This is a genomic window from Acinetobacter sp. WU_MDCI_Abxc222, assembly GCF_025514755.1.
GTDB lineage: Bacteria > Pseudomonadota > Gammaproteobacteria > Pseudomonadales > Moraxellaceae > Acinetobacter > Acinetobacter geminorum.
The window spans coordinates 50,730-76,760 of the sequence record NZ_JAHPVG010000012.1 but is presented as its reverse complement, the minus strand read 5'-3'; the positions used below and the strand labels follow the sequence as shown (position 1 = coordinate 76,760).

Here is a 26,031-nt window from a genome sequence, read left to right as displayed (position 1 = left end):
GTCGACATCATAGCGTGATTCGCGAGCGAGAAACCATGCTAAAAATGCAACCGCTTATACAGACGTATCCTTTGGAATTTGCCAGAAAATAAAAGCAGTAATGACATTGATACAACCGAGGCAAATTAAAGTGACATGGAATGCAGTGGTTACATGAGCTGGGCCATAATAATTGGTAAATACGTTAATGAGTGTACCTGCCAGTGCCACGCCAATACTCATTGATAGCATCATGATCATCGACAAGAAACTATTACCGCTACTCGCATCTTGTTGAGGCAAGTCTTTCAAGGTTAATGTATTCATGCCAACAAATTGCAGTGAATTTAATGTGCCAAACAAGAAAAAGTGCAAGGCTCTAAACCAAGTTGGAGTGTCAACTGTCATGATGGCGAAAGAGGCGATACATAGCCCGACCAGCGTTGTGTTGATGAGTAAAAAACGTCGATAGCCAATCTTTTGAATAATCGGCCTAACAATTGGCTTTGAAAATAATGAGCCTAAGACCAAAGGAATCATCATTAAACCTGCTATGAAAGGTTCAAAGCCAAAAGCCACCTGTAGCATGAGCGGTAAAACAAAAGGTAAAGCATTACCTCCAAAGCGGGCAAAGAAGTTACCTAAAATACCAATCGCATAAATTTTGTTTCTAAAGAGTCGGCTACGAAATAACGCATTTTGATGAGTATGTGAATGATAGGCATACCATAGTGTTGCTATTATTCCGACGACTAATAATGAAATGCTAAACCATTTTGAATATTCAGGTGAGGCTAGGTGTTCGATCCCTAAAGACCATCCAATCATGGCCACGACTAATAAGATGAAGCCACCCAAATCGAATGTTTTGACTGAAGGTTCTTTTACATTTGGCATGACTTTTAGTGTCATTAATATGCCAAGTATACCCATAGGAATATTGATGAGAAAAATCCAGTGCCAAGTTGCAACTTCAACCAACCATCCACCCAAAGTTGGACCAGCCAAAGGCCCCAGTAAACCCGCAAGGCTCATTAAGCTCATCGCAGCTAAGAACTGAGTTCGAGGAATAATTTTTAAAAGTGATAATCGGCCAACAGGGAGTAATAAGGCGCCGCCTATGCCTTGGATGACCCGGAAAAATAACAGCTGATTGAGACTCTGAGAAAGACCACAACCTAAAGAAGCCAGAGTAAAAATTACGATTGCCGACAAGAAAATATTTCTAACACCAAAGCGGTCTGCTAACCATCCACTTAGAGGAATACAGGCAGCAACCGATAATACATAGGCGACCACTACACTGTGCATGCGTAAAGGATCTTCATTGAGATGATGAGCCATTGCAGGAATCGCGGTATTTACAATGGTTGTGTCCAAGGCCTGCATAAAAAAGCCAATGGAAACCAAAAGAACGAGTAAGCGATATTCGGGTTGCAAGGCTTGGTGAGTCGGCGTGGCATTCATAACATTTGAAAATTAACGTTTTGGTCTAGTGTAAAACAAATTGAATTTAAAAGAAGTAAGCCAATGTTGAATACCCCTTTACTAAATCTAAGTTCTTTTGAAGGTAGAGGTGAAAATAGTTAAAACAAAAAAAGCGGCAGAACCGCTTTTTTATGGAGAGTAGGTGGACAACTAGACAACAAATCTTTTTGGCATTTTTAAGTTTTTAATGACGTTATAAATTTGGTCAACATCATCACAGACAATTAATTTAGCTCGGTGCTGAAGGGGAAGGAAACCTTCTTGAACTGCATGGTCCAATTGGGCAATTAATGCATTATAAAAACCATTTACGTTATATAAAATCATGGGCTTTTGGTGTTGGTTGAGTTGGCCCCAAGTAGCAATTTCCAATATTTCTTCAAATGTCCCTAAACCACCTGGTAATGCAATGAATGCACTCGCGCGTTCTGCCATCATGGCTTTACGTTCGTGCATAGTTTCGACCACATGTAATTCAGTTAGACCTGCATGTGCGACTTCATAATCAAGCATAAATTCAGGGATTACACCGACAGCCTCTCCGCCGTTTGCGAGAACGCTATCTGCGACTTGTCCCATTAAGCCGATACTGGCACCGCCGTAGACTAAACCAAAACCTTGGTCAGCAATTCCATGAGCAAGTTCAATTGCTTTTTCTCGGTAAATTGGATTATTTCCTGCACGTGAACCACAATATAATGCAATAAGAGGTTGTTTTGTTTTTACAGCTGTTATTGGTGAATCATTTACTGCCATTGTTAATACGCTATTCATTGCTTTATTTTCACCTTATCACGTTCATATTTCTTGTCTACACTAAGCAAAAGATATGACAACTTTATAAGCAGATTTATAAGAAAGAGTCATGTTTTGTATGGGTTTGGTGAATGCTAATCATGAATAAATAAAAATGATGAATTTATGTTAAATCTTGCCTATACTAAAAATTCGTTTAACAACATATGAACAAATATGGGTAGTGGTTGTAGTCGCTCCGTTTTAATTTCTTGTCTTAAAAAAACATTTTCCTCACTTTGTGAAGGCGCGCCTGTTGTGTTGCCAAATAAAGATAAAATTCAAACAACACAGGAGCAGGATCGATGATCTTTGAATGGATGTCTGATCCGTCTGCGTGGGTGGGTTTAGCAACTTTAATCGTTCTTGAAATTGTATTGGGGATCGATAACCTCGTTTTTATCGCGATTTTGGCTGAGAAATTACCGCCAGAGCAACGAGCTAAAGCCCGTATAATCGGTTTGGTGCTCGCGTTAGGAATGCGTCTTGTACTCTTAGCCTCGATTGCTTGGGTCGTGACACTGACTGAGCCACTCTTCCATATTTTTGATCATCCATTTTCTGGTCGTGATTTGATCTTGTTGTTCGGTGGTGTGTTCTTGTTATTTAAAGGCACCATGGAATTGCATGAACGAATGGAAGGAAAACAACTCCATAAAGAAGATAATCCTGTTCATGCAGCGTTCTGGATGGTTATTGTCCAGATTGTTGTACTGGATGCCGTATTCTCATTAGACAGTGTGATTACAGCTGTTGGTATGGTGAAAGAGCTGTCAGTGATGATGGTTGCGGTTGTTATCGCGGTCGGTATCATGTTGTGGGCATCCAAACCCCTCATGGACTTTGTCAATAAACATCCAACAGTTGTCATTCTATGTCTTGGCTTCTTGATGATGATCGGTTTCTCTTTGGTGGTGGAAGGCTTTGGTTTCCATATTCCGAAGGGTTACTTATATGCTGCAATTGGCTTCTCAGTTTTGGTGGAAGTTATCAATCAGAGCATGCGTCGCAATCAGGAAAAGCTAGTTACAACCACAGACTTGCGTTATCGCACTGCCTCTGCGGTTTTACGTATGTTAGGCAGCAAAAATAGTGGTTCTTCAGATACTCAATCTTCTGATAAAGAAGATGTATTGGCGACGCAAGCTTTTGCAGATGAGGTTTTTGACGAAGAAAATGGCGCTTATCACAGTGTGCTTGTACAAGGTGTGCTTGGTTTATCAGAGCGCCCTGTAAAGTCTGTTATGACTCCACGCCCTGAACTTGAGTGGATTGACTTAGACGATGAGCCTGAAGTTTTAAAAGAACGTTTAATGTCGATGACACATTCTCGTTTGATCGTTGCACGCGGTGAACTTGATAATATTGAGGGTATTGCGCTTACGCATAAAGTTTTAAACAACTTTATTGAAACAGGGGTAATTGATTTCCAAAAGCATCTACGTGAACCTGTGATTGTGCATGAAAATGCTCAAGTGCTTATGGTGATGGAGCAATTGCGTCAAGCACCTTTGCAAATGGCGATCGTATTAAATGAATATGGTTCCATCGAAGGTATCGCAACACCAATTGATATTTTAGAAGCAATTGCTGGTGAATTCCCGGATGAAGATGAATTAGACGCTGCTGCTGAAAGCTTGGCAGATGGTTCATTAATGCTTGAAGGTTCGACTGACATTCGCCACGTATCACTTTTATTAGGTCGTGATCTCGTTGACGAAAGTGAACAGTATTCAACTTTGTCTGGCTATTTGTTGTTCCATTTAGGCCGTTTACCGGAAAATGGTGAAGCTGTTGAGGCGGATGGTTATCGCTTTGAAGTGATTACCATGGAAGGTCATAAAATTGAGAAAGTTCATATTGTTTCTATCGAACAAGATGAATCAAAAGATTAAATGATCTTTTAAGTCTAGAAACATCATAAAATAGCTCAACTCTGAGCTATTTTTTTATTTGAGAAGCACTAAATGACCGAACAAAATTGTCCATGTGGAAAAGGCAGCTATACACAGTGTTGTGAGCCTTTGCATTTAGGCACAGCCAAAGCACTAACGGCAGAGCAGCTTATGCGTTCACGTTATAGCGCTTTTGCATTACAACAAATTGGTTATATTGTGCAAACGACTGCTTTAGGTCAGCAAACAGCACTTGATAAAGATGCTATTGCAGAGTGGAGCAAAGAAAATCAATGGTTGGGTTTAGAGGTGGTTAACGTCAACGAAAAATTAGATAAAACCCATGCACAGGTTGAGTTCAACGCTCATTATCATGACGGACAAAAAGCCCAAATTCATCATGAGGTTTCACATTTTGTGTATCACCAGCAAAAATGGTTTTTCCTCGACCCAACGGTTGATATGAAGGTCACGATGAAACAACCTTGTATATGTGGTTCAGGAAAAAAATTTAAGCAATGCTGTGCACAATTTCTCTAAGTTTATCTTAAAATACGCCCACCGTTTGGCCTGAGGGAAAGGGCGATGTTACTCACCGTTATTTATATTATTGCGATTACTGCGGAAGCCATGACAGGTGCATTATCTGCTGGTCGACGGAGTATGGACTGGTTCGGTGTCGTACTGATTGCCTGTGTAACTGCTTTAGGTGGTGGTTCTGTGCGTGATGTATTGCTTGGTCACTATCCTTTAACTTGGGTAAAACATCCAGAATATTTGGTTCTGACCTGCTGTGCTGCATTTGTCACGATTATTATTGCCAAATGGATGCGTCATTTACATAACATCTTTTTAGTACTTGATGCTTTAGGCTTGATTGGTTTTACAATTATTGGTTGCCAGATCGCCCTACAAATGGGACATGGTTTTGTCGTATCAGCAGTAGCTGGGGTGTTGACTGGAGTATCTGGCGGTATTTTACGTGATATTTTATGTAACGATGTCCCGTTCGTTTTCCGCCGTGAACTCTATGCGAGTATCTCTTTTGTGGCAGTCATCTGTTACTGGGTTTGTCAGGATTTAGGATTAAGTTTAGAGCTAACTGTCATTTCAACCTTGGTTTTTGGTTTTACATTGCGTCTGATTGCAATCTATTTTGGCTTAGAAATGCCTAAATTTATTTATAAAGATGATGATGCAGAATCGGCTTCTTCAACAGACGAACATTAATCATGCAGAATTCGATGTGGGCATGATATAACAATTAAATATATTGTCTTGCTCACTTATTTTTTCCAGTAGAGTTTTTCCTATGGATCTGGTTTCACGTATACAAAATCTTCCAATTGGCAAATTTCACTACACACTACTGTGGGTGGTTGGTTTAGGTTGGATGTTTGATGCGATGGATACCGGTATCATTGCTTTTATCATGACAACGCTTGTTAAAGACTGGGCATTAACACCAGCCGAAAGCGGTTGGATTGTGAGTATTGGTTTTGTAGGAATGGCTATTGGGGCTGTTTGCTCAGGGGCATTAGCAGACCGCTTTGGCCGTAAGACAATATTTGCTGTTACCATGGCGATCTATAGCATTGCGACTGCCTTATGTGCTTTTGCTCCAGACTTAACGTGGTTATTAATTTTCCGTTTTATTGTTGGTCTTGGACTTGGTGGACAGTTACCCGTTGCAGTGACATTGGTGAGTGAATATATCCCTGCGCATGTACGTGGTCGTTTTATCGTACTGCTCGAAAGTTTTTGGGGTTTGGGTTGGTTAGTTGCTGCACTCATTTCTTATTTTATTATTCCTAAATTTGGTTGGCATATTGCCTTTCTTATGGGTGGCCTCCCACTGGTTTATATTTTGGTAATTTGGAAAAAACTCCCTGAATCGATACCTTACTTGATTAACCGTGGACGTGTTGAAGAAGCACACGTCTTAGTTCAAAAATTAGAAGCTCAAGCAGGCGTTCAAATTGTTCACCACATTGAAGTCGTGCCTGTAGCCATGCGACAAAAAGTCTCTTTTAAACAACTTTGGAGTGGTCAATTTGCTCGTAGAAGCTTAATGCTTTGGCTGATCTGGTTTGGAATTGTGTATTCCTACTATGGCATCTTTACATGGCTACCGAGTTTATTAGTGAAACAGGGCTATGATATTGTCAAATCATTTGAATATGTATTGCTTATGATTTTGGCTCAGCTACCGGGTTACTTAGCAGCAGCATGGTTTGTAGAGCGTTTAGGTAGAAAAATTACGCTCGCTGCATTTATCGGTTTTTGTGCCTTGTCTGCATATTTCTTTGGACAAGCCGATAGTGTAAATAGCATTATGTTTTGGGGCTGTCTCATGTCATTCTTTAATTTGGGTGCGTGGGGCGTGTTATATACCTATACACCAGAGCAATATCCAGCCAACATTCGGGCTTTTGGTTCAGGCTGGGCATCGGCAATGGGGCGTTTAGGTGGAATTTTGGCACCGATAGTCGTCACTCATATGATGGTTTCCAAGAATGGGTTTAGCCATGTTTTTATGATGTTTACTATTGTTTTACTTTTGGTTGCAGCTGTAATTTTAATATTAGGTGAAGAAACCCAAGGTAAAAGACTAGAATCGATAGGCCTCTAGTTTGCCTAACTTTATAGCAAGTAACTAAAAATATAGAGAGATGAGACATAATTTGACGCTCAGGTGACAGAGTCCCTCTTGTGTCTGTAACATAGCCCACTTAGCATAAGACTCACTTAAAATAACGACTGATTTGGAAGATAAGCTGACTATGACCAGCCTTGCGCATCAAGCGACAGAAAACCGCTCTGTAGCCGAATTTACTGAACAGGCTTACCTGAATTATGCCATGTACGTCATTATGGATCGTGCATTGCCACATATCAGTGATGGCTTAAAACCTGTACAGCGCCGTATTGTCTACGCCATGAGCGAGTTGGGCTTAAAAAGTAGTGGTAAGCCAAAAAAATCGGCTCGTACTGTGGGTGACGTACTTGGTAAATACCATCCGCATGGTGATTCGGCATGTTATGAAGCCATGGTATTGATGGCTCAGCCATTTAGTTATCGCTATCCTCTAATTGAAGGTCAAGGGAACTGGGGTTCACCAGATGACCCTAAATCGTTTGCAGCGATGCGTTATACCGAGGCAAAACTTTCTGCCTACAGTGAATTATTGCTAAGTGAGTTAGGGCAAGGTACGAGTGAATGGCAAGATAACTTTGATGGTTCTTTAAAAGAACCAATTACCTTGCCGGCACGAGTTCCCAACATTCTACTAAATGGTACAACTGGTATTGCGGTTGGTATGGCGACCGATATTCCGCCACATAATTTGCGTGAAGTGATTAAAGGAACAATTGCCTTAATTCGTAATCCGCAAACATCAGACGAGAAATTAGCTGAATATATTCCAGCGCCGGATTTACCAACAAAAGCTGAAATTATTACTCCGCCAGAAGAATTACTCAAAATCCAGACTACGGGGCGTGGTAGTTACCGCATGCGAGCGGTTTACACTATTGAAAAAAATGAAATCGTGATTACGGAATTACCGTATCAAGTATCGGGCTCGAAGGTAATTACTCAAATTGCCGATCAAATGCAGGCTAAAAAGCTGCCTCTAGTGGTGGATGTGCGTGATGAGTCAGATCATGCCAACCCAACACGATTAGTGATTGTACTTCGTTCTAATCGTATTGATGCTGAAGCAGTGATGAGCCACCTATTTGCAACTACGGATTTAGAATCGAGTTATCGTGTTAATTTAAACATGATTGGTGAAGATGGTCGTCCTCAGGTTAAGTCGATTCGACGTATCTTACTTGAGTGGATTGAAATCCGTAAAAAAACGGTTACTCGCCGTTTGGAATATCATTTAAACCGAATTGAAAAACGCCTACATATTTTGGCAGGTCTTTTAATTGCTTATCTCGATATTGATACAGTTATTCGTATTATTCGTGAAGAAGATCAGCCAAAACCTGTACTGATGGAACATTTCAAAATTGATGAGATACAGGCAGAAGCAATTTTAGAACTCAAGTTACGTCATTTAGCAAAACTTGAAGAGATGGAAATCCGCCAAGAGCAGGATGAACTCTCAGCAAAAGCAGCGATTATTCGTGAACAACTCGAAAATCCAGAATCTTTAAAAAATCTGATCATTGGTGAGTTAAAGGAAGATGCGAAAAAGTTTGGTGACGAGCGCCGTTCTCCAATCGTAGCGCGTGCTGAAGCTGTTCAGATTAAAGAACAAGATTTAATGCCAGCTGAAGCAGTAACGGTAGTTTTATCTGAAGCTGGATGGATTCGTGCTGCAAAAGGTGCAGATGTTGATGCAGAGAATTTAAACTATCGTGCTGGCGACCAATATTTAAGCCATGCGGTGGGTAAAACCAATCAACGAATTTATTTCCTTGATGAGACGGGGCGTAGTTACGCCTTGCCTATTAGCAGTCTGCCATCAGCAAGAGGTTTAGGCGAGCCATTAAGTTCGAAACTTGCTCCTGCAAGTGGAGTCGCGTTTATTCAGGTCTATTTAGATGATGAAGAGTCAGAACTGATTGCTGCTAGCTCATCAGGTTATGGATTCAAAACTCAAACCAAACAGCTAGATACGAACGCCAAAGCAGGAAAGACATTCTTGTCGGTTCCTGAAAAATCAAAAGCTTTGCCGTTAGTATCTGCCCAAAACATGACACATTTAGCTGTGCTCAGCTCAGCAGGTCGACTCTTAATTATTGATTTGGCAGAACTGCCAAATTTAAATAAGGGTAAAGGTAATAAGTTGATACAACTTGAAGCAAAAGAGCAGATTTTATCCATGACAACTCTGAACTTAGATGAAATAATTCAGGTGGTTGCAGGTCAACAACATCTAAAACTAAAAGGTGATGATCTACAAAAATACATGGGTAAACGTGCTTCAAAAGGTCACCTCTTACCACGTGGATATCAAAAAGCAAATAAACTGTTGATTCAGAGATAAAGCTAGCGTCGGGCAACATAAATACGCTATATATGGCAACATGTTCAAGCAATGAACTGAACTTGTTGGTATTGAATAACGATTAAAAGGACAGCAATTTGGAGTACGTAATTTGTACTCCATATAAAAAAATTTGACAGGGTCAAATTGTCAAAACTTCTGTCTCATAATCTTGTTCGAAAGTGTCATGAATGTGCCAATAAGTTTTAAATATGTTCTGGCACCAAGAAGCTAAAGAATAGCTGGGGCATTGAATAACAGTTATTACTAAGGATTACGAATCGGAGATAATGGCATTATGGAAAAAATTTGGTTTGCAGAATACCAAAAGACAGGGATTCCAGAAACAGTAGCATTGCCTGCGGAAAATACCTCACTAGTTGATATTTTTGAGAATAATTTCCAAAAGTTTGGTTCTCGTGATGCTTTTATCTTCATGGATAAGGCAATGTCATTTAACGAGTTAGAACTTGCAAGTCGTAAGTTCGCGACCTATTTGCAAAATTTGGGGTTAGCAAAAGGGACTCGTGTTGCAGTAATGATGCCAAACGTATTGCAATATCCTGTAGTGGCATTAGCTGTTTTGCGTGCGGGCTTAGTTCTAGTGAATGTAAACCCACTTTATACGGCACGTGAGCTTGAGCATCAATTAAATGACTCGGGTGCAGAAGTGCTCGTGATTATCGAAAACTTTGCTAGTGTTTACCAGAGCATTTTAGGTAAAACCCCTGTCAAGCACGTTGTGGTTGCTACAGTAGGGGATATGCTGGGTACGCTTAAAGGTACGTTGGTAAATTTTGTATTACGTAAAGTACGTAAGCAAATTCCTGCTTGGAATATTCCTGGGTACGTTAAATTTAATGCAGCATTAAATAAAGAAAGCCCAAGTAATTATAAGCGCCCAAATTTAACTTTAAGCGATACTGCCGTACTTCAATATACTGGCGGTACTACAGGGGTTTCAAAAGGTGCAGAACTGACACACCGCAATTTGGTCGCAAACCTTTTACAATGTGATGGTATTTTCCAAAGTAAATTTGGTGCTAATGATGGTGCCAAAGGTGACCGCATTGTTTGCGCATTACCGCTTTATCATATTTTTGCGTTCATGGTTTGCGCGATGTACGGTATGTATAAAGGTCAGGCAAATATCTTGATTCCTAACCCACGTGATTTACCTGCCGTGATTAACGAATTACGTAAATATCAGCCATCATTCTTTCCTGCAGTAAATACATTATTTAATGCTTTAGTGAATAATGAAGAGTTTAAACAACTGGACCATAGCAATTTAAAAATGGCGATGGGCGGTGGTATGGCAGTTTTACCTTCTACAGCAGAGGCTTGGAAGAAAATTACTGGTACAACCATTATTGAAGGTTATGGCTTGTCTGAAACTTCTCCAGTCGCAACTGCAAATCCTCCAGCTTCTACTGAATTTAGCGGCACCATTGGTATTCCATTGCCTTTGACAGAAGTTGCTATTTTAGATGATGACGGTAATGAAGTTGCTTTAGGTGAGCAAGGTGAAATCTCGATTCGCGGTCCTCAAGTAATGAAAGGTTATTGGAACCGCCCTGACGAGACAGCTAAGGTCATGACAGCAGATGGTTTCTTCCGTACAGGCGATATTGGCGTTATGGATAGCCGTGGATATGTCAAAATTGTAGATCGTAAAAAAGATATGATTTTGGTTTCTGGTTTTAACGTGTACCCAAGTGAAATCGAAGAAATTATTGCTAAACATCCAAAAGTATTGGAAGTTGCTGCAATTGGTGTTCCAGATGAAAAATCAGGTGAAGTGCCTAAACTCTTTATTGTGAAAAAAGATCAAAGTTTAACGACTGAAGAAATTTTGAGCTTTGCTAAAGAGAACTTAACAGGTTATAAGCGTCCTCGTTATGTTGAGTTTATGGACGAACTACCTAAATCAAACGTAGGCAAAATTTTACGTAAAGACTTACGTAAGCCAGCCTAAAAAGTTAATAAAAAAGCGCCTTAGGGCGCTTTTTTATTTTTTATGACTTTTCATAAACCAGCGGTCTATATAAGGACGACCTACCCCAACCATTCCAACAAAAACAAGCATTGTGCCCAATTGCAAACGCAGGTGAGTTAAATCGAGCTGACTATAACTTAAATAATTATCTGCTAGGCAATATAGGGTAATCACAATTAACCAATGCCATAAAGGAAGTCGTTTAATACCGACTGCAATAAAAGTAATTGTTAAAATAATAAAGGTGCCCAGTGTCGATTGCCAATTTAGATTTGCACAAATCACACTCAATAAGAAAGCGACAATAGGAAGTACGATTTTTAATATACGGTCTACCTGAAGTTGATTTTGTTTTTGCTTCTCTAAGACTTCAAACAATTCTTTTTGATCAGGTTGTTGCATACATGGCCCTATTAATCAGTGATGACAAGTGATTGCATAAAATTTCAGGTAAAAACGCAATGTTATGATAGCATGATCAACAGTATTTTCAGTGATGGATGGCACTATGCAGGGCATCAGCGGCATTATCTATATTATTTTAGTGGCATGTTTGCTGCCATACGCATTTACCGTAATTGCAAAATTTACAGGTGGTTTTCAGCCCGTCGATAATCAAAACCCGAGAGCTTTTTTGGCTAAAACAACAGGCCTTGCTGCTCGCGCTAATGCCGTACAACAAAATAGCTTTGAAAGCCTACCTTTATTCTTAACTGCTATTTTAATGGCTGAATATATGGTTGTTCCGGAATATTTTATTCTGAGATTAGGTTGGGCATATATTATTTTAAGAGTTATTTATGGTATTTGCTATTTAAGTAATTGGGCAACTTTGCGCTCGATTGTTTGGTTCTTATCTATATTGTGTCCAATCTTCTTACTTGTGGTCACGATTAAACTGACTTGAGTGTCATTCTGTCACCATTCATATCAACTTTCGCGTGTGCCCATTGTATAATCGGCATCATTTTGATGATATCCACGCTATAATCGAGTGGATTTTACATCTGACTTCATAACGAAAGAGTATTGATATGAGTTACAGCAATATCCCAGCAGGTAAAGATGCGCCAAATGACATCTATGTCATCATTGAAATTCCTGCAAATGCAGCACCAATTAAATATGAAATCGATAAAGATTCTGATGCATTGTTTGTAGACCGTTTCATGGGTACAGCAATGTTCTATCCAGCGAACTATGGCTATGTTCCAAATACTTTGTCTGAAGATGGCGACCCATTAGACGTACTTGTTGTAACTCCACATCCTGTTGCTGCTGGTTCAGTCATTCGTTGCCGTCCAGTGGGCAAATTAAACATGGAAGATGACGGTGGTATTGATGCGAAATTAATCGCTGTTCCACACGAAAAATTATCTCCACTTTACAAAGACGTGAAGGAATATACAGATCTTCCTCCGTTATTGATTAGCCAAGTTGAGCATTTCTTCAGTCACTATAAAGATTTAGAACCAGGTAAGTGGGTAAAAATCAGTGGTTGGGAAGGTGCTGATGTTGCTAAAGCCGAAGTATTAAAAGCAATTGAAGCTGCTAAATAAGCTTTAATTTATAAGCTCAGAATGTCTCAATTGATATTTTGAGCTTAATAAAAAACCTACATCTGTTACCAGACGTAGGTTTTTTTATGCTTGATAGATTTGTGAATTAGAATAATTTCACAGGAATATCAAGGAAGATACGCCATTCATTAGTGTCTGGCATATAGTCTGCAGTATAGGCGTCGTCAGCACGGTAAATTGAATTACGTAAGCGTAAGCTTGAACCTTTGGCAAAACCACTTTGAACTGTGTATTTTACTTGGTTGAAGAATTCGCTTTCGCTTGAGTCATCTGCACCGTTAGACGTTTTGATATCCCAACCATAAACATAAGCCGTAGTCCAGTTTAGACCTGGTAATACACCTAACTTGCCAAAGTCGAGGTTATATTGGATTTGTGCAGATTTTTCATCATTACCAATGAAGTCAGACAAATAAGAGTTTGGCAAATAGACACTTTGACCGCCGTCTTGGTTTGCACCATAGTTATAACCAATGTTACCGCTGTTTTGTTGGTACGCTAACATCACACTATGTGGACCAGTCGCATAAGTTCCTGAAACTGCCCAAATATTATTGGTTTTGTCTTCACCAGCTGGACCAGTTGCGTATGACAATGAAGCATTTTTGTCAAACTTAGTATGATAACCACTGAAGTCATAAGTAAGTGAGCTGTCATTAGCAAGGGATTGCTTGTAGTTCACATTGACATAATGACGATCAAGTTTGTCTTTTACATCAACGCCATAGTAAGAACCGTTGAGTTGATCATCAAACTTATATTTTGCGCCCCAAACCACGGCACGATCTAAACCATTCTGGTCAGTCGCAATTTGGTCAGAATATTGGTTTTTAGTGAATTTACCAGCAATTACTTCTAAATCTTTAATTTCATGGCTGGTTAACAATGTACCTGTGAAATATTCAGGAACCATACGTGCAGTGTTACTTGCAAGAACAGGTAAATCAAGTACTTGAGTACCATAACGTACAGTGGTGTTCGAGAAACGAGCCTTTACGCTACCGCCACCACGTGTCCATTGATCATACGGATTTTCACGTACGCCATTGTAACGAGGAATCATTTGGTTGCCGTTATTGTTATTTGCACCAATTTTGAATGAAAAATCACCCACAGCGCCAACACCAAAACCAACAATACCTTTGGTAAAGCCAGAATCTAGTGTAACGATTGCTGATTGAGCAAATGAACTGTCATCTTCAACGTTATTTTTCTTGTCACGTTGAATATAACCTGTACGGAAGAGAATAGAACCGTTCGCATCTTCAACAAATCCTTTTGCCTCACTTTGCTCGCTTGCCTGAGCTGAGGAAATTATTGCCGCAGAAATGAGAACTGCTAATGTAAGTTTTTGTGCTTTTAGCATATTTAAAGAACCTCATAAAAACGATAAATCCTGTGCCTTGTTATTATTCAGGGCCTAGGATTTCCATCAATTGTATAAGTAATCTATAAAAAAGATATATTTTTGTTGATTTTATTTTATATATGCTATGCAGAAATTGATTAATGTGCTACTGGTTGTTTAATGAATTTGCCATTAGTCTTTTATACTTAATATATTGTTTAAAATAAAAAAAGTAATTTATTTTTTAGTTGATTTTTACCATTTATTTTATATTTAAACTTCAAAAAATAGTTGATTCTTGTGTTCATTTTTTACTCTTTTTTGTTGGATATGTTTACTTTTTAATCTTATCTCACGTTACTTTTTTCACCTCTTTATTTTAAAATCTATCTAAAATGTTACTATATAACATTGTTTTAAAAGTATAATGTACAAAAATAGATCACGAATAATAGGTCAACAGTATATGTCTGCGCTGATCAAACTTAGTGCAAGATGTTGCTTGAATTTTGTGCACTCTTCTTTTTATTTATATTCCTGCTTAAAAAAGACCCAAAATAGTTCATTGGCTTGAACTCAAAAATAAATAAAGTAATTGAGTTAGTAAAAATGCTCATTCAGAGACCATTACAAGCATTGCCTTCAATAAATTTACATACTTTTTATATCTCGAGTCTAAGATTAAATAGAAAATTTATGTGCAACAAATGAATACTCCTTACTTCGTTTAGTAATTTCCGATAAGGTGTTTTTTGTATGTTTGGTATTTTTTCTTTCATAAAAAATCTATTTTATCATCATGTTTTTTATAGATATATTTCTATGAAAAATAAACAAGGATTTCATAATAAAGTGGTTTTGATCTCGGAAATTAATGAAGAGCACTTATGACAAATTTGTACTTGGCACAGCAATTGCTAAAGCTCAAGTAACACAATTTGTTTAATTCGTATAAATCGTGCGTTCATTGTGGGGGAGATCAAAATGATGAAATTTGCACTTAAGGCAGTAACTCTTGGTATCTTTGCAGCAGGGTCAACTATGGCTATGGCTGAAGATGCTCCATCTTTTTATGGAATCACGGCAACAGGTAGTGTGGCAGCGACCACAGACTATCGTTTCCGTGGTGTTACCCAATCGTCAAATAACCCAGCTATTCAAGGTGGATTTACTTTTTCACATAAGTCAGGTGTCTATGTTGCGCTTTGGGGGTCAAGCGTTGACTTTAATACGCCAGGGGTTTCAACTGAAACCGATATCTCTTTAGGTTATACAAATACATTAAAATTGTCTGATACGCTTGCACCAACTTATGATGTGGGTGTAATTCATTATGGCTATATTGGTTCTGACTCAAAATTTACTAACCCATACAATGGTGATACAGGTTTTGACTTTACCGAGTTTTATGGAAAATTAACGTTTGCTGATTCTTTATTTAAAGGTGATGCACTTAGTGTGGGCGTAAGCTATTCAGATGATTATTGGGGCCACTCTGATGAGTTCTGGTATTTTAACGTAGGTTATTCAGCACCAATAGCTGACACAGGATTTACAGGAATTGCTTCAGTTGGTTATAACAAGCTAAAAAATAAAGACTCTTTACTTGTAGTTGCAGGTGGACCAGGTGAAGATGATAGCTATATCGATTATAAAGTTGGTGTGAATTATAACATCTTGGGTATTGTCGCTGAGCTAGATGTTGTTGGTACAGACATTAGTACTTCTGGTATGACTGATGCTGGTAAGAAACCTTATGACACAGGCTTAGTGTTTAGTTTAACTAAAACATTCTAAGTTTGAATTGTAAAAAAAGCGGGTAAATAAACCCGCTTTTTTATTAGTTTTCTATTTCAGAAAGTAGCTGTTTTAACTGCTTAAGCTCAATATCCGCAGCTTTAGACAGTGGTTTACGTGGTGAACCCGCAGCAACACCTTTTAGTTGTAAACCAGCTTTAATCGTTTTAGGTAAACCACCGTTGACAATAAAGCGTAGTAGAGGAAGCTGCTGATAAAATGACTTCTGGGCTTGTTCTAATTCACCATTTTTTACATGTTCGATAAGTTGTTGAGGTTGTTGACCTAACAGATTTGGTGCTGCTGTACACCAACCACTTGCTCCAGCACATAAAGCTTCTAAAGCTAGAGGGTTGCAGCCGTTATAAAATGGAAGTTCACCTTTTGAGAGTTCTTGAATTTTATGCATACGTTGGATATCACCGCTGCTTTCTTTCACCATCGTAATATTTGCAATATTGTTAAACATACGCACAATTAACTCTGGAGACATATCAACACCACTGGTCGCGGGGTTGTTATAAATCATAATCGGTAAAGTCGTCGCTTGTGCAATCGATTGATAATATTCAAAAATCTCTTGATTTGTTAGCTTCCAATAAGATACGGGAATCACCATAAGTGCATCTGCACCATAGCTTTGCGCGATCTGCGCTTTTTTGATGGCTTGATCAGTGGTGAGTTCTGAAATCCCAATAATGACAGGTACACGTTTATTAATGCTTTCAATCGAAGTTTTAGCGACTAAGCACCACTCATCCCATTCAAGATAAGCACTTTCACCAGTACTACCCAAAGGTGCAATCGCATCACAGCCATTTTCAATAAGCAAATCCAGCATTTGTTTTAAAACAGGAAGATTAATGGTGTTGTCATCAGAAAATGGGGTAACTGGGTAGCCAATAATGCCGTTTAGTTTCATGATTGAGGTCTCTTGTTAAATACAGTCAGAATGTTTTTTCAAAGTTTTACGTGCGTAGTAAGCAAAGTTCACTTTGTTACGTTTATCGGTAGACACCCAGTCATGAGCTTCTGTTGCTAAAGCATGAGGGATGGGCTGGATTTGTCCGGCAGACATGGCTAGCAGTTGCAGTTGAGCTGCACGTTCAATTAAAAGCGCCAAGTTGCAGGCTTCTTCAATGGTTTTTCCTGTAACCAGTTGTCCATGGTGAGACAACAAAACAGCACGGTTTTTACCCAAAGCAGAAGAAATCAAAATACCTTCTTCATTGCCCACAGGAACACCCGGCCAGTGGCCTACAAAGGAGCAGTCTTCGTAAAGTGCGCAAACATCCATTTGGGAAATCATGAGTGGAATCTGAAGCATGGAGAGAGCAGCAACATGGGTAGGATGCGTATGGATAATGCAGTTTACTTCTGGGTGCTCTTTATAAATCCATGTGTGAAAACGGTTGGCTGGGTTTGCCATTCCTTCTTGATTGATGGGTTCTAAATCTTGGTTCACTTCAAGTAAGTTTGAAGCAGTAATTTCATCAAAACCTAAACCGAAACGTTGGGTAATAAAGGTTTCTTTATTTTCACTACGGCATGTAATTTGACCTGCCAAACCAGCATCATGACCATGATCAAATAAAATACGACAAGTGAGTGCAAGCTTTTGACGATCACTTAAATCTGAGTCGCTAATCCACTTTTGCATGTCTTGCTGTGCGTGTTGCATGAGGTCTTGTTTGTTTACAGAAGCAGTCTTCATCTCTTCTCCAGTCCAGTTGACCAAATTAAGTAGGTGAAGGCAGAATAGAAAACAACTGGATGAATCAATACATCCAGTTTTCATAAGTTATATGGTCCAGATGGGGCGAATATGCTAAGACCTTGGCAAGTACATTTTCGTATCGATGAAAGAGAAGAAAAAACGGTTTTTCTAAAGCTTACTAACCTAATTAGTCAGGAAATTTTAAGTGGCCGTTTAGTGCAGGGGACTATGCTGCCAGGGTCCCGTAGCTTGTCAAAAGAACTAGGAATTAATCGAAAAACCGTACAAGCAGTTTACGAAGAATTAGAAGCACAAGGTTGGCTTGTGACTCGTCCCCGAAAAGGTACATTTGTAGCGGATGTTTTGCCGGAAAAACAGCTTCAAATAGAGCTAATATCTGAACGAAAAGTTAATGATAAACCAATCATTCAAGAAGTGATTCAACGTCCACATAACGATGGTGTGCCAGATCCACGGCTTATTCCCTACGAATTATTTTCACGGGCCTATCGACATGCACTGATTAAAATTACGCAAAATCAGTACATGGGCTATGGCGACCCACGAGGTATGGTTGAGCTAAGACAGGCTTTACAACAAATGCTATCGATGGAACGTTTTATGAATGTTACCGAAGATGAGATTTGTATTGTACGTGGTAGCCAGATGGGAATTTTTCTTGCCTCTCGAGCATTACCTAATCGGCAGGGCGTGATCGTTGTTGAGGAATTATATTATCCATCTGCTTTTAAAGCATTTCAGTCAAATGGCTTTCAAGTGGTTTCTGTTAAATTAGATGAACAAGGTATTGTCATTGAAGATTTAGAACGGATTTTACAAGAACATCCCGTAGCTGCCATTTATACAACTCCGCATCATCAATATCCTACAACTGTCACGATGCCAATGAATCGCCGTCTTCAACTCTTAGAGCTTTCAAAAAAATGGGGGTTTTATATTATTGAAGACGACTATGACCATGAATTCCACTATGACAGTCGGCCTATGCCACCCTTAGTAAGTTTGCCTCATTCTGAATTGGTCATTCATATTGGCTCATTGTCTAAGGTCTTTGCACCCGGCGTCCGATTGGGATATATGGTAGCGTCTCCAATAATCATTCAATCGATTACTGAAGATATTTTAGTGATTGATCGACAAGGCAATAACATTACGGAACTTGCGTTAGCAGATTTAATGCAGCGAGGTGAAATAAAACGGCACATCCGCAAAATGAAAAAGATATATCAGCTACGCCGTGACCATGCATTAAATGAGTTTCGTCGAGTTTTTGCAGAGAGTGTGCAAATACAGCCGCCTGCAGGTGGAATGGCTTTGTGGGTGAAGTTCCAGAAACCATTTTCTCAAGATCAGCTTATAAAATTAAAAGAACTCAACATTGATACAGAGCATAAGTTTAAACAAATCGAGTCTTCTAATTGTTGTATTCGTTTTGGTTTCGCTGCTCTATCAGAGAAAGAAATTACTTCCTTAATTGAGACCTTAAATGAAGCTCTTAATAAAAGAACAGCGGACTCATAATCCGCTGTTTTATTTTTAAGAGTGATTACCTCGATAAGAGAGTGCTTCTGTAAGATGAGGACTTTGGATCACCTCACTTTGAGCCAAATCGGCAATGGTACGAGCAACTCTTAAAACACGATGATAAGCACGAGCCGACAGATTCAAACGTTGCTGAGCCATTTCAATCATTCGTTGAGAAGTACTATCAAGTACAGCATATTGCTCAAGTTGTTTCGGTGAAAGTGCTTGATTTAAACAATCTTGTCTTTGCATTTGTTGCTCATAAGCATAAATCACACGTTGCCGTACAGTTGTAGAGTCTTCAGCAGGCGTTGGATCTTGCAGTTCCTGAGCTTTTAAAGGAGGTACATCAATATGTAAATCGATACGGTCAAGTAATGGCCCTGATATACGGTTTTGATAGCGCTTAATACTCTCTGGTGAACATTGGCAACGGCTATCTTGATTAAACGCATAACCACATGGGCAAGGGTTCATTGCTGCAATGAGCTGAAAGTTTGCAGGATAGGTAATTTGCCGAGCTGCACGTGAAATAATGATTTCTTTTGATTCAAGTGGCTGACGTAAGACTTCTAGCACTTTTCTGTCAAACTCGGGGAGTTCATCTAAAAACAAAACCCCTAAATGAGATAAGGTAATTTCACCAGGTTTAGGATGTGAACCGCCCCCAACTAGTGCAATGGCTGATGCTGTATGGTGGGGCGCGCGAAATGGACGCTGACCAAAGGTATGCGGTGTATTTGAAATAGAATAAATACTCGCGACTTCAAGCGTTTCCTGATTAGAAAGCGGTGGCAAAATTGAAGGAAGACGTGACGCGAGTAAAGTCTTACCTGTACCTGGTGGCCCTTTAAAGAGCAGCGAGTGCCCGCCTGCAGCGGCTATTTCTAGTGCGCGACGTGGGCGTAGCTGACCCTTTACATCTGCCAGATCAAATTTATAAGGCAGTTGATTCAATGTAGTTGAAGGTTCAATCGAAGATAGTGATTTTATGCCCAAGAAATGATCACAAACTTCTTTTAAATGGCTCACTGGATAACATTCAAGATTCGGTAAATGGCTAATATCCTGACTATTATCGAGAGGTAAAAGCATTTTATGCTTGGCCTGTTGACACGCCATTGCCAAAGTTAACGTGCCTGACACTGGTCTTACATGGCCATCTAAAGCTAATTCACCAATTAATTCAAAATCTTCGGCACAGTTTTCTGGGAGCTGGCCAGATGCAATTAAAATACCTATAGCAATAGGTAAATCTAGACGTGATCCATCTTTGGGCAAATCTGCTGGTGCAAGATTAATGGTCAGCCGTTTTGTTGGAAATTGAAATCCACTATTAATAATGGCTGAGCGAACCCGGTCTTTACTTTCTCTTACCGCCGCCTCTGCTAGGCCGACAATAGTAAGAGAAGGTAAGCCTTGACTCACATGTACCTCAACTTCAATCAGAGGCGCATGTAAACCTAAAAGTCCCCGTGTATAAATTTTAGAAAAAGACATCTTATTGTTCCATTATGGTGCTTCATTTTTAATCGTTGTAAAGTATAAATGCGCTACGTTGGTGCTTATTTTTTATTCTTTAAAGTTTCTTCTAACAAACTTACTTGTCTTTGTAGCTCTTCTAAACGTTGATTGGCTGATTGAAGTGCAGTCTTTTGACGGTCGATCTCTTGTTTGGAAACAAGATCCAACTTTTCGACTGCTTCATTTAATAATGCACGTAAATTTTTTTCCAAATCTTTTTTAGGCTCATCAATTTGTTCCAGAATGGCCTGTAGCAAAGTTTCTAGCATGAAATATCCAAAGTGTTGTATTACCTTATGGTTTACAGTTTAACACTGCTTAAGCGCTGGATATAGGTTTCAATTCTTTTAGTGCAAATAGATCATTAAATCAGCATATAACACTACTGAAAATTCATTTTATTTTTGATAGCTCATCTACATCTTGCTCACTAAATAGGTTATAAAGAAAGTTCATGCAAAAGATTCATTTCCCTCAACCTTTGAAATATTGGCATGAAAATTGAACATAAAACCTTACTGGTGAAAAGAAGCCGAAGGAAACAAACATGAAGCTTGTAACTGCAATTGTAAAACCGTTTAAATTGGATGACGTGCGTGAAGCACTCTCTGACATTGGTGTACAAGGGATTACCGTAACTGAAGTTAAAGGTTTTGGTCGTCAAAAAGGGCATACAGAACTCTACCGTGGTGCAGAGTATGTGGTTGATTTCTTACCTAAAGTAAAAATCGAGATTGCGATTAGTGATGAAATGGTCGACGCAGTAATTGAATCAATTACGCGTGTAGCAAGCACTGGAAAAATCGGCGATGGTAAGATTTTTGTGACTAACCTGGAACAAGTTATCCGTATCCGTACGGGTGAAACTGGACCAGATGCTGTCTAATTGGCACAAAGCTTGCTGAGTAGAAAATAACTCGCAAATGAGGTTGGGGGACACGAATGAAAAAAATGCTTATGGCGCTGAGTCTATCAGGCGCTCTTTTGGGTGGTACTGCCGTTTGGGCAGAAGAAGCTGTAACAACGCCAACATCGGAAGTTGCGGCTGTATCAACATCTTCAGCTACTGCAACTACTGCAGAAGCACCAGTTGCTGAAACTCCAGCAGCTCCAGCACCGACACCTACTCTTGATACGGGTGATACCTCTTGGATTTTAGTTTCAACCGCATTGGTTCTATTAATGACCATTCCGGGATTGGCATTATTCTACGGCGGTATGGTACGTAAAAAAAATGTACTCAGTACGATGATGTTCAGCCTTTCAGCTGCAATCTTGGTAAGTTTGCTGTGGGTGATTGCTGGTTACTCAATCGCGTTCTCTGGCACAGGTGCATTTTTTGGTGATTTGTCTAAAGCAATGCTAAACGGGGTAGCGTTTGATGCATTAAGTGGGACAATTCCTGAAAGTCTCTTTGTTATTTTCCAAATGACTTTTGCCATTATTACAGTTGCGATCCTTAGCGGTTCTATTGCAGACCGTATGAAGTATTCAGCTTTCATGGTGTTTATTGCAGTTTGGGTGCTCGTTGTTTACGCACCAATTACCCACTGGGTGTGGGCCGCAGATGGCTGGTTATTTAAAGCAGGCGCATTAGATTTTGCTGGTGGTACAGTTGTACATATCAACTCAGGTGTTGCAGGTCTAGTTGCTGCTTACATGCTTGGAAAACGTATTGGCCTTGGCCGCGAATCTATGGCTCCGCATAACCTGACTTTAACTGTAGTTGGCGCAAGCTTACTTTGGGTGGGTTGGTTTGGCTTTAACGGTGGTAGTGCTCTAGGCGCTGGTGCTCGTGCAAGTATGGCAATTTTAGTGACTCAAGTTGCTGCTGCCGCTGCTGCATTCTCTTGGTTAGTTGTTGAACGTATGATTCGTGGCAAAGCATCTGTATTAGGCGGTGCTTCTGGTGCGGTAGCTGGTTTAGTTGTGATTACACCAGCAGCAGGTTTTGTTGGGGTAGGCGGTGCTTTAGTGATGGGCCTTATTGGTGGCGTCGTGTGCTTCTGGGGTATTACAGCACTTAAACGCTTACTTAAAGCCGATGATGCTTTGGATGCGTTTGGTTTGCATGCGGTAGGTGGTATTGTCGGTGCGATTTTAACAGGCGTATTCTACAGTGACGAAATTATTAAAGCAGCCAACGTTGCATTAGCGCCAACATTCGCTGGCCAATTATGGGTACAAGTTGAAGGCGTATTGGCAACCATGGTTTACAGTGGTATCGCGACTTTCATTATTCTTAAAGTGATTGATCTTGTGATTGGTATCCGTGTTAACTCTGATGATGAGCGCATGGGTCTGGATTTAAGCCAACATGGCGAACGTATTGAATAATCATTAATATATCTGTCTTAAAAAAACAGTCTTGCGCTGTGATCAAAGCGATGCTTTGATCTTGCTCAGGACTGTTTTTTTGTCTCACAGAATGCTGGTTCTGTAAGTGTGGAAATTTTGCTACACTAGGTCAAAGTAATCGACCCTATAAATCCGCTATGCATTGTCCATTTTGCAACGCCGCAGATAGTAAAGTCATCGATTCACGTTTAGCCGCCGAAGGCTGTCAGATTCGTCGACGTCGTGAGTGTGTAATTTGCGGTGAACGTTTTACCACTTTTGAAAGCTATGAAGTGGTAATGCCCCGTGTGATCAAATCGAATGGAAAAAATGAACCTTTCGATGAGGCCAAATTACGCCGTTCGTTAATGCATGCTTTGCAAAAACGTCCAGTTACACAAGAGCAGATCGAAACAGTTTTAAGTGATATTCAACTGCAGATTCGCCGTTTAGGTGAGCGTGACGTGAAATCTAGAACAATTGGCGAAATCGTCATGCAATCTTTATTTGCCCTTGACCATGTTGCTTACGTCCGATTTGCTTCTGTCTATCAAGATTTTCAGGATGTTGAAGCGTTTCGCCGTCAAATTGAGCAAATGCAACAACGTGAACACTAATCATTTGAGATATTTATGTCTGAGTTGAAACAAGATCAGTATTGGATGCAGCAAGCTATTGAACTTGCCAAACGAGGACTATATTCGACCAAGCCTAATCCAAATGTTGGTTGTGTGATTGTCAAAGATGATCAGTTAATTGGCCAAGGTTTTCATCCTAAAGCAGGTCAGCCACACGCAGAGGTCTTTGCCTTACGCGAGGCAGGTGAACATGCACAAGGTGCAACGGCTTATGTCACGCTTGAACCATGTGCGCATTATGGCCGGACTCCTCCTTGTGCCGAAGCATTGGTGAAAGCCCAAGTTAAAAAAGTAGTGGTTGCTTGTCCTGATCCAAATCCATTGGTTGCGGGCAAAGGTGTTCAGATTCTGGAAAATGCCGGAATTGAAGTAGAAGTTGGCATTTGCGAAGATTTAGCATCAAAACTTAATCAAGGTTTTTTAAAGGCAATGTCTACAGGCATACCTTATGTACGTTTAAAGGTAGCCTCAAGTTTAGATGGACGTACTGCAATGGCATCAGGTGAGTCAAAGTGGATTACAGGCTCTGCTGCTCGTCAAGATGTACAACATTGGCGTGCGATTTCAGGAGCAGTGATTACAGGTATTGAAACTGTGATTGCAGATGACTGTCAACTGAATGTGCGTTCACTCAATAATTTTGATATCGAGACAGTTGCTCAGCCAAAACGTGTTGTTCTAGATCGTCAAGGGCGTTTGCCACTTACAGCTAAAATTTTAGAAAATCCTGAAACCGTGATGGTTATGGGGCCGTATCGCCAAGAACTTGCTGATTTAGGCGTGATACAATTAGAAATTCAGCCTTTAAAAATGCTGTTACAGACCCTATCTAAGCAACATCAAATTTATGATGTATTGGTTGAAGCTGGCGCAACATTGTCTACAGCCTTTTTGCAAGAAGGTTTGGTGGATGAATTGATCAGTTATATTGCCCCGACTTTATTGGGGAAAAGTGCAAGGGCCATGTTCAATGCTGAGTTTGAATATATGGCACAACAACTTCGTTTTACACTTCTTGATGTGACACAAATTGATCAAGATATACGCTTAAGGTTAATCCCTACGCAAGAGAAAGTATGAATTCAGAGCCTTCGGTTTATCACAAACGTCGTCATGCAGCCCGTACGACAGACGAATATCTTTTCCATCAGCTTGTGCCGTACTTGGGTAACAAGCGCCGATTGCTCCATCTAATTTTAGAAGCCCTTGAAATTACAGGGACACTGAATAGCAAGAAAAAGAATCCACCGATTTTTGCCGATTTCTTTGCCGGCAGTGGCGTAGTATCTCGTTTGGCGCGTCAAAATGGTTACCGTGTGATTGCGAATGACTGGGAACCTTATAGTCATGCTTTAAATCATGCGATTTTAGCCTGTGTAGATGCACCTGCTTTTAAAGAACTAGGTGGCTATCAAAAGGCGATCGATTATTTAAATCGCTTACCTGAAGTTAAAGGTTGGGTAACACATAACCTTTGTCCACGTAACGATGATGTATACGATCCAACTCGTGACCGTTTATTCTTTAAACGCCGTAACGGTATGCGTATCGATGCAATTCGTCAGCAGATTGCAACATGGCAGGCACAAGGTGCAATTAATGATGTAGAGATGAGTGCTTTGCTTGCACCATTGCTCTATTCAGCCAGTTTTGTCAGTAATACGAGTGGCGTATTTAAAAGTTTCCACCAAGGGTGGGGCGGACGTACTCAAACTGCATTAGAACGAATTGAGTCATTACTTTGGTTAACACCGAGCCGTTTTTGTGAGATTGGTGATCGCAAACGTCCGGCTGCTGAAATGTGGTGTGTAGATTCACAACATCTAGCAAATCAAATGAGTGGTTTTGAAGTTGATGTTGCCTATCTCGATCCACCATATAACCAACACGCATATAGTAGTAATTACCATGTTTTAAATGCATTAACTTTATGGGATCAGGTGGATTTACCTTCACCGGATACCAAAGGTTATAAGAGTGGTATTGATAGAGCATGGCGTAAAGAACGTCCAAGTCCATATAACTCTTCTAAACATGCAAAAGATGCGTATGAGAAATTACTTTCAACGATCAATGCACGCTATATTCTGACCAGCTATTCAACTGATGGTAATATCGAGCCGAAAGATTTGCTTATGGCTAATCTGGAACGAGGCAAAGTGACCTTGTTAACACAAGATGTTCCGCGTTATCGAGTGAGTAAACAACGACAGTCTGAACGTGCACGCGTGCTTGAGTTTATTGTGATTACTGATACTCATGCTAAGTCAGGACCACCATTACGTCAGTTATTAGGCCAGCTTTACCACTTCGCCGAGCTAGGTGGTGTAGATACCTCAGGTAATAGTACACAGCTCGCACTTTGGTAAGCGCTGCAATTTAAGCA

23 protein-coding genes are annotated in these 26,031 nt (G+C 39.9%); 15 read left to right on the top strand and 8 right to left on the bottom strand.

What is annotated here, in order from left to right:
• Positions 1-54 precede the first annotated feature (54 nt).
• Positions 55-1,446, bottom strand: coding sequence for a multidrug transporter subunit MdtD (gene mdtD, locus KTJ10_RS15655; RefSeq protein ID WP_033851272.1), 1,392 nt, complete (start codon positions 1,444-1,446; stop codon positions 55-57).
• 171 nt (positions 1,447-1,617) lie between these two features.
• On the bottom strand, positions 1,618-2,241 hold the full coding sequence (locus tag KTJ10_RS15650; RefSeq protein ID WP_032012517.1) for a TIGR00730 family Rossman fold protein: 624 nt from the start codon (positions 2,239-2,241) through the stop codon (positions 1,618-1,620).
• Positions 2,242-2,567: 326 nt separating this feature from the next.
• On the opposite strand from KTJ10_RS15650, the gene KTJ10_RS15645 reads away from it, so the two are divergent.
• From KTJ10_RS15645 to KTJ10_RS15620, 6 genes are all read left to right on the top strand, one after another.
• The gene (locus KTJ10_RS15645; RefSeq protein ID WP_086265375.1) at positions 2,568-4,157 is read left to right on the top strand and encodes a TerC family protein; all 1,590 of its coding nucleotides are present in this window, start codon (positions 2,568-2,570) and stop codon (positions 4,155-4,157) included.
• Between the two features lie 72 nt (positions 4,158-4,229).
• The gene (locus KTJ10_RS15640) at positions 4,230-4,697 is read left to right on the top strand and encodes a YchJ family protein (protein WP_262442390.1); all 468 of its coding nucleotides are present in this window, start codon (positions 4,230-4,232) and stop codon (positions 4,695-4,697) included.
• Positions 4,698-4,742: 45 nt separating this feature from the next.
• The gene (locus KTJ10_RS15635; RefSeq protein WP_016144082.1) at positions 4,743-5,387 is read left to right on the top strand and encodes a trimeric intracellular cation channel family protein; all 645 of its coding nucleotides are present in this window, start codon (positions 4,743-4,745) and stop codon (positions 5,385-5,387) included.
• An 82-nt stretch (positions 5,388-5,469) separates the two neighbouring features.
• The gene (locus KTJ10_RS15630) at positions 5,470-6,789 is read left to right on the top strand and encodes an MFS transporter (protein WP_262442389.1); all 1,320 of its coding nucleotides are present in this window, start codon (positions 5,470-5,472) and stop codon (positions 6,787-6,789) included.
• Positions 6,790-6,940: 151 nt separating this feature from the next.
• On the top strand, positions 6,941-9,160 hold the full coding sequence (gene parC, locus KTJ10_RS15625; RefSeq protein WP_262442388.1) for a DNA topoisomerase IV subunit A: 2,220 nt from the start codon (positions 6,941-6,943) through the stop codon (positions 9,158-9,160).
• 298 nt (positions 9,161-9,458) lie between these two features.
• On the top strand, positions 9,459-11,138 hold the full coding sequence (locus KTJ10_RS15620; protein ID WP_086265371.1) for a long-chain-fatty-acid--CoA ligase: 1,680 nt from the start codon (positions 9,459-9,461) through the stop codon (positions 11,136-11,138).
• Between the two features lie 33 nt (positions 11,139-11,171).
• Here KTJ10_RS15620 and KTJ10_RS15615 read toward each other — a convergent pair whose 3' ends face one another.
• A complete protein-coding gene (locus tag KTJ10_RS15615) occupies positions 11,172-11,561 on the bottom strand; it encodes a hypothetical protein (protein ID WP_262442387.1) in 390 nt (129 codons plus the stop codon).
• A 106-nt stretch (positions 11,562-11,667) separates the two neighbouring features.
• Here KTJ10_RS15615 and KTJ10_RS15610 point away from each other — a divergent pair, with 106 nt between their 5' ends.
• Together KTJ10_RS15610 and ppa are read left to right on the top strand one after the other, a co-directional pair.
• Complete coding sequence (locus KTJ10_RS15610; RefSeq protein ID WP_002121258.1) at positions 11,668-12,066, top strand: MAPEG family protein; 399 nt, start codon at positions 11,668-11,670, stop codon at positions 12,064-12,066.
• Positions 12,067-12,193: 127 nt separating this feature from the next.
• On the top strand, positions 12,194-12,718 hold the full coding sequence (gene ppa, locus KTJ10_RS15605; protein ID WP_002121243.1) for an inorganic diphosphatase: 525 nt from the start codon (positions 12,194-12,196) through the stop codon (positions 12,716-12,718).
• Between the two features lie 106 nt (positions 12,719-12,824).
• Here the strand turns inward: ppa and KTJ10_RS15600 are convergent, their stop codons facing one another.
• The gene (locus KTJ10_RS15600; protein ID WP_262442386.1) at positions 12,825-14,105 is read right to left on the bottom strand and encodes an OprD family porin; all 1,281 of its coding nucleotides are present in this window, start codon (positions 14,103-14,105) and stop codon (positions 12,825-12,827) included.
• Positions 14,106-15,071: 966 nt separating this feature from the next.
• Between KTJ10_RS15600 and KTJ10_RS15595 the strand changes: the two genes are divergently transcribed.
• On the top strand, positions 15,072-15,884 hold the full coding sequence (locus KTJ10_RS15595) for a TorF family putative porin (protein WP_202724768.1): 813 nt from the start codon (positions 15,072-15,074) through the stop codon (positions 15,882-15,884).
• 43 nt (positions 15,885-15,927) lie between these two features.
• On the opposite strand, the gene KTJ10_RS15590 is transcribed toward KTJ10_RS15595, so the two are convergent.
• Both KTJ10_RS15590 and KTJ10_RS15585 read right to left on the bottom strand, forming a co-directional pair.
• Positions 15,928-16,806: a dihydrodipicolinate synthase family protein gene (locus tag KTJ10_RS15590; protein ID WP_068564765.1), complete on the bottom strand. Its 879-nt coding sequence runs from the start codon at positions 16,804-16,806 to the stop codon at positions 15,928-15,930.
• 15 nt (positions 16,807-16,821) lie between these two features.
• Complete coding sequence (locus KTJ10_RS15585) at positions 16,822-17,598, bottom strand: aldolase (RefSeq protein ID WP_130174254.1); 777 nt, start codon at positions 17,596-17,598, stop codon at positions 16,822-16,824.
• A 111-nt stretch (positions 17,599-17,709) separates the two neighbouring features.
• Here KTJ10_RS15585 and KTJ10_RS15580 point away from each other — a divergent pair, with 111 nt between their 5' ends.
• Positions 17,710-19,143 (top strand): PLP-dependent aminotransferase family protein, encoded by a 1,434-nt coding sequence (locus KTJ10_RS15580; protein ID WP_130174253.1) that lies wholly within the window; start codon positions 17,710-17,712, stop codon positions 19,141-19,143.
• A 15-nt stretch (positions 19,144-19,158) separates the two neighbouring features.
• Here KTJ10_RS15580 and KTJ10_RS15575 read toward each other — a convergent pair whose 3' ends face one another.
• Complete coding sequence (locus tag KTJ10_RS15575) at positions 19,159-20,646, bottom strand: YifB family Mg chelatase-like AAA ATPase (RefSeq protein ID WP_202724769.1); 1,488 nt, start codon at positions 20,644-20,646, stop codon at positions 19,159-19,161.
• Positions 20,647-20,711: 65 nt separating this feature from the next.
• The gene (locus KTJ10_RS15570) at positions 20,712-20,939 is read right to left on the bottom strand and encodes an accessory factor UbiK family protein (protein WP_046812233.1); all 228 of its coding nucleotides are present in this window, start codon (positions 20,937-20,939) and stop codon (positions 20,712-20,714) included.
• Between the two features lie 278 nt (positions 20,940-21,217).
• Between KTJ10_RS15570 and glnK the strand changes: the two genes are divergently transcribed.
• From glnK to KTJ10_RS15545, 5 genes are all read left to right on the top strand, one after another.
• Positions 21,218-21,556, top strand: a complete 339-nt coding sequence (glnK, locus tag KTJ10_RS15565; RefSeq protein WP_000780326.1) for a P-II family nitrogen regulator — start codon at positions 21,218-21,220, stop codon at positions 21,554-21,556.
• A 56-nt stretch (positions 21,557-21,612) separates the two neighbouring features.
• Positions 21,613-23,007, top strand: coding sequence for an ammonium transporter (locus KTJ10_RS15560; RefSeq protein ID WP_170249514.1), 1,395 nt, complete (start codon positions 21,613-21,615; stop codon positions 23,005-23,007).
• 158 nt (positions 23,008-23,165) lie between these two features.
• The gene (gene nrdR / locus KTJ10_RS15555) at positions 23,166-23,624 is read left to right on the top strand and encodes a transcriptional regulator NrdR (protein ID WP_086265360.1); all 459 of its coding nucleotides are present in this window, start codon (positions 23,166-23,168) and stop codon (positions 23,622-23,624) included.
• Positions 23,625-23,639: 15 nt separating this feature from the next.
• Complete coding sequence (gene ribD, locus KTJ10_RS15550) at positions 23,640-24,725, top strand: bifunctional diaminohydroxyphosphoribosylaminopyrimidine deaminase/5-amino-6-(5-phosphoribosylamino)uracil reductase RibD (protein WP_199978405.1); 1,086 nt, start codon at positions 23,640-23,642, stop codon at positions 24,723-24,725.
• Entirely contained in the window at positions 24,722-26,014 is a 1,293-nt protein-coding gene (locus KTJ10_RS15545) for a DNA adenine methylase (RefSeq protein WP_002121221.1), read from the top strand. The genes ribD and KTJ10_RS15545 overlap by 4 nt, the downstream gene beginning before the upstream one ends.
• The last annotated feature ends 17 nt before the right edge of the window (positions 26,015-26,031 follow it).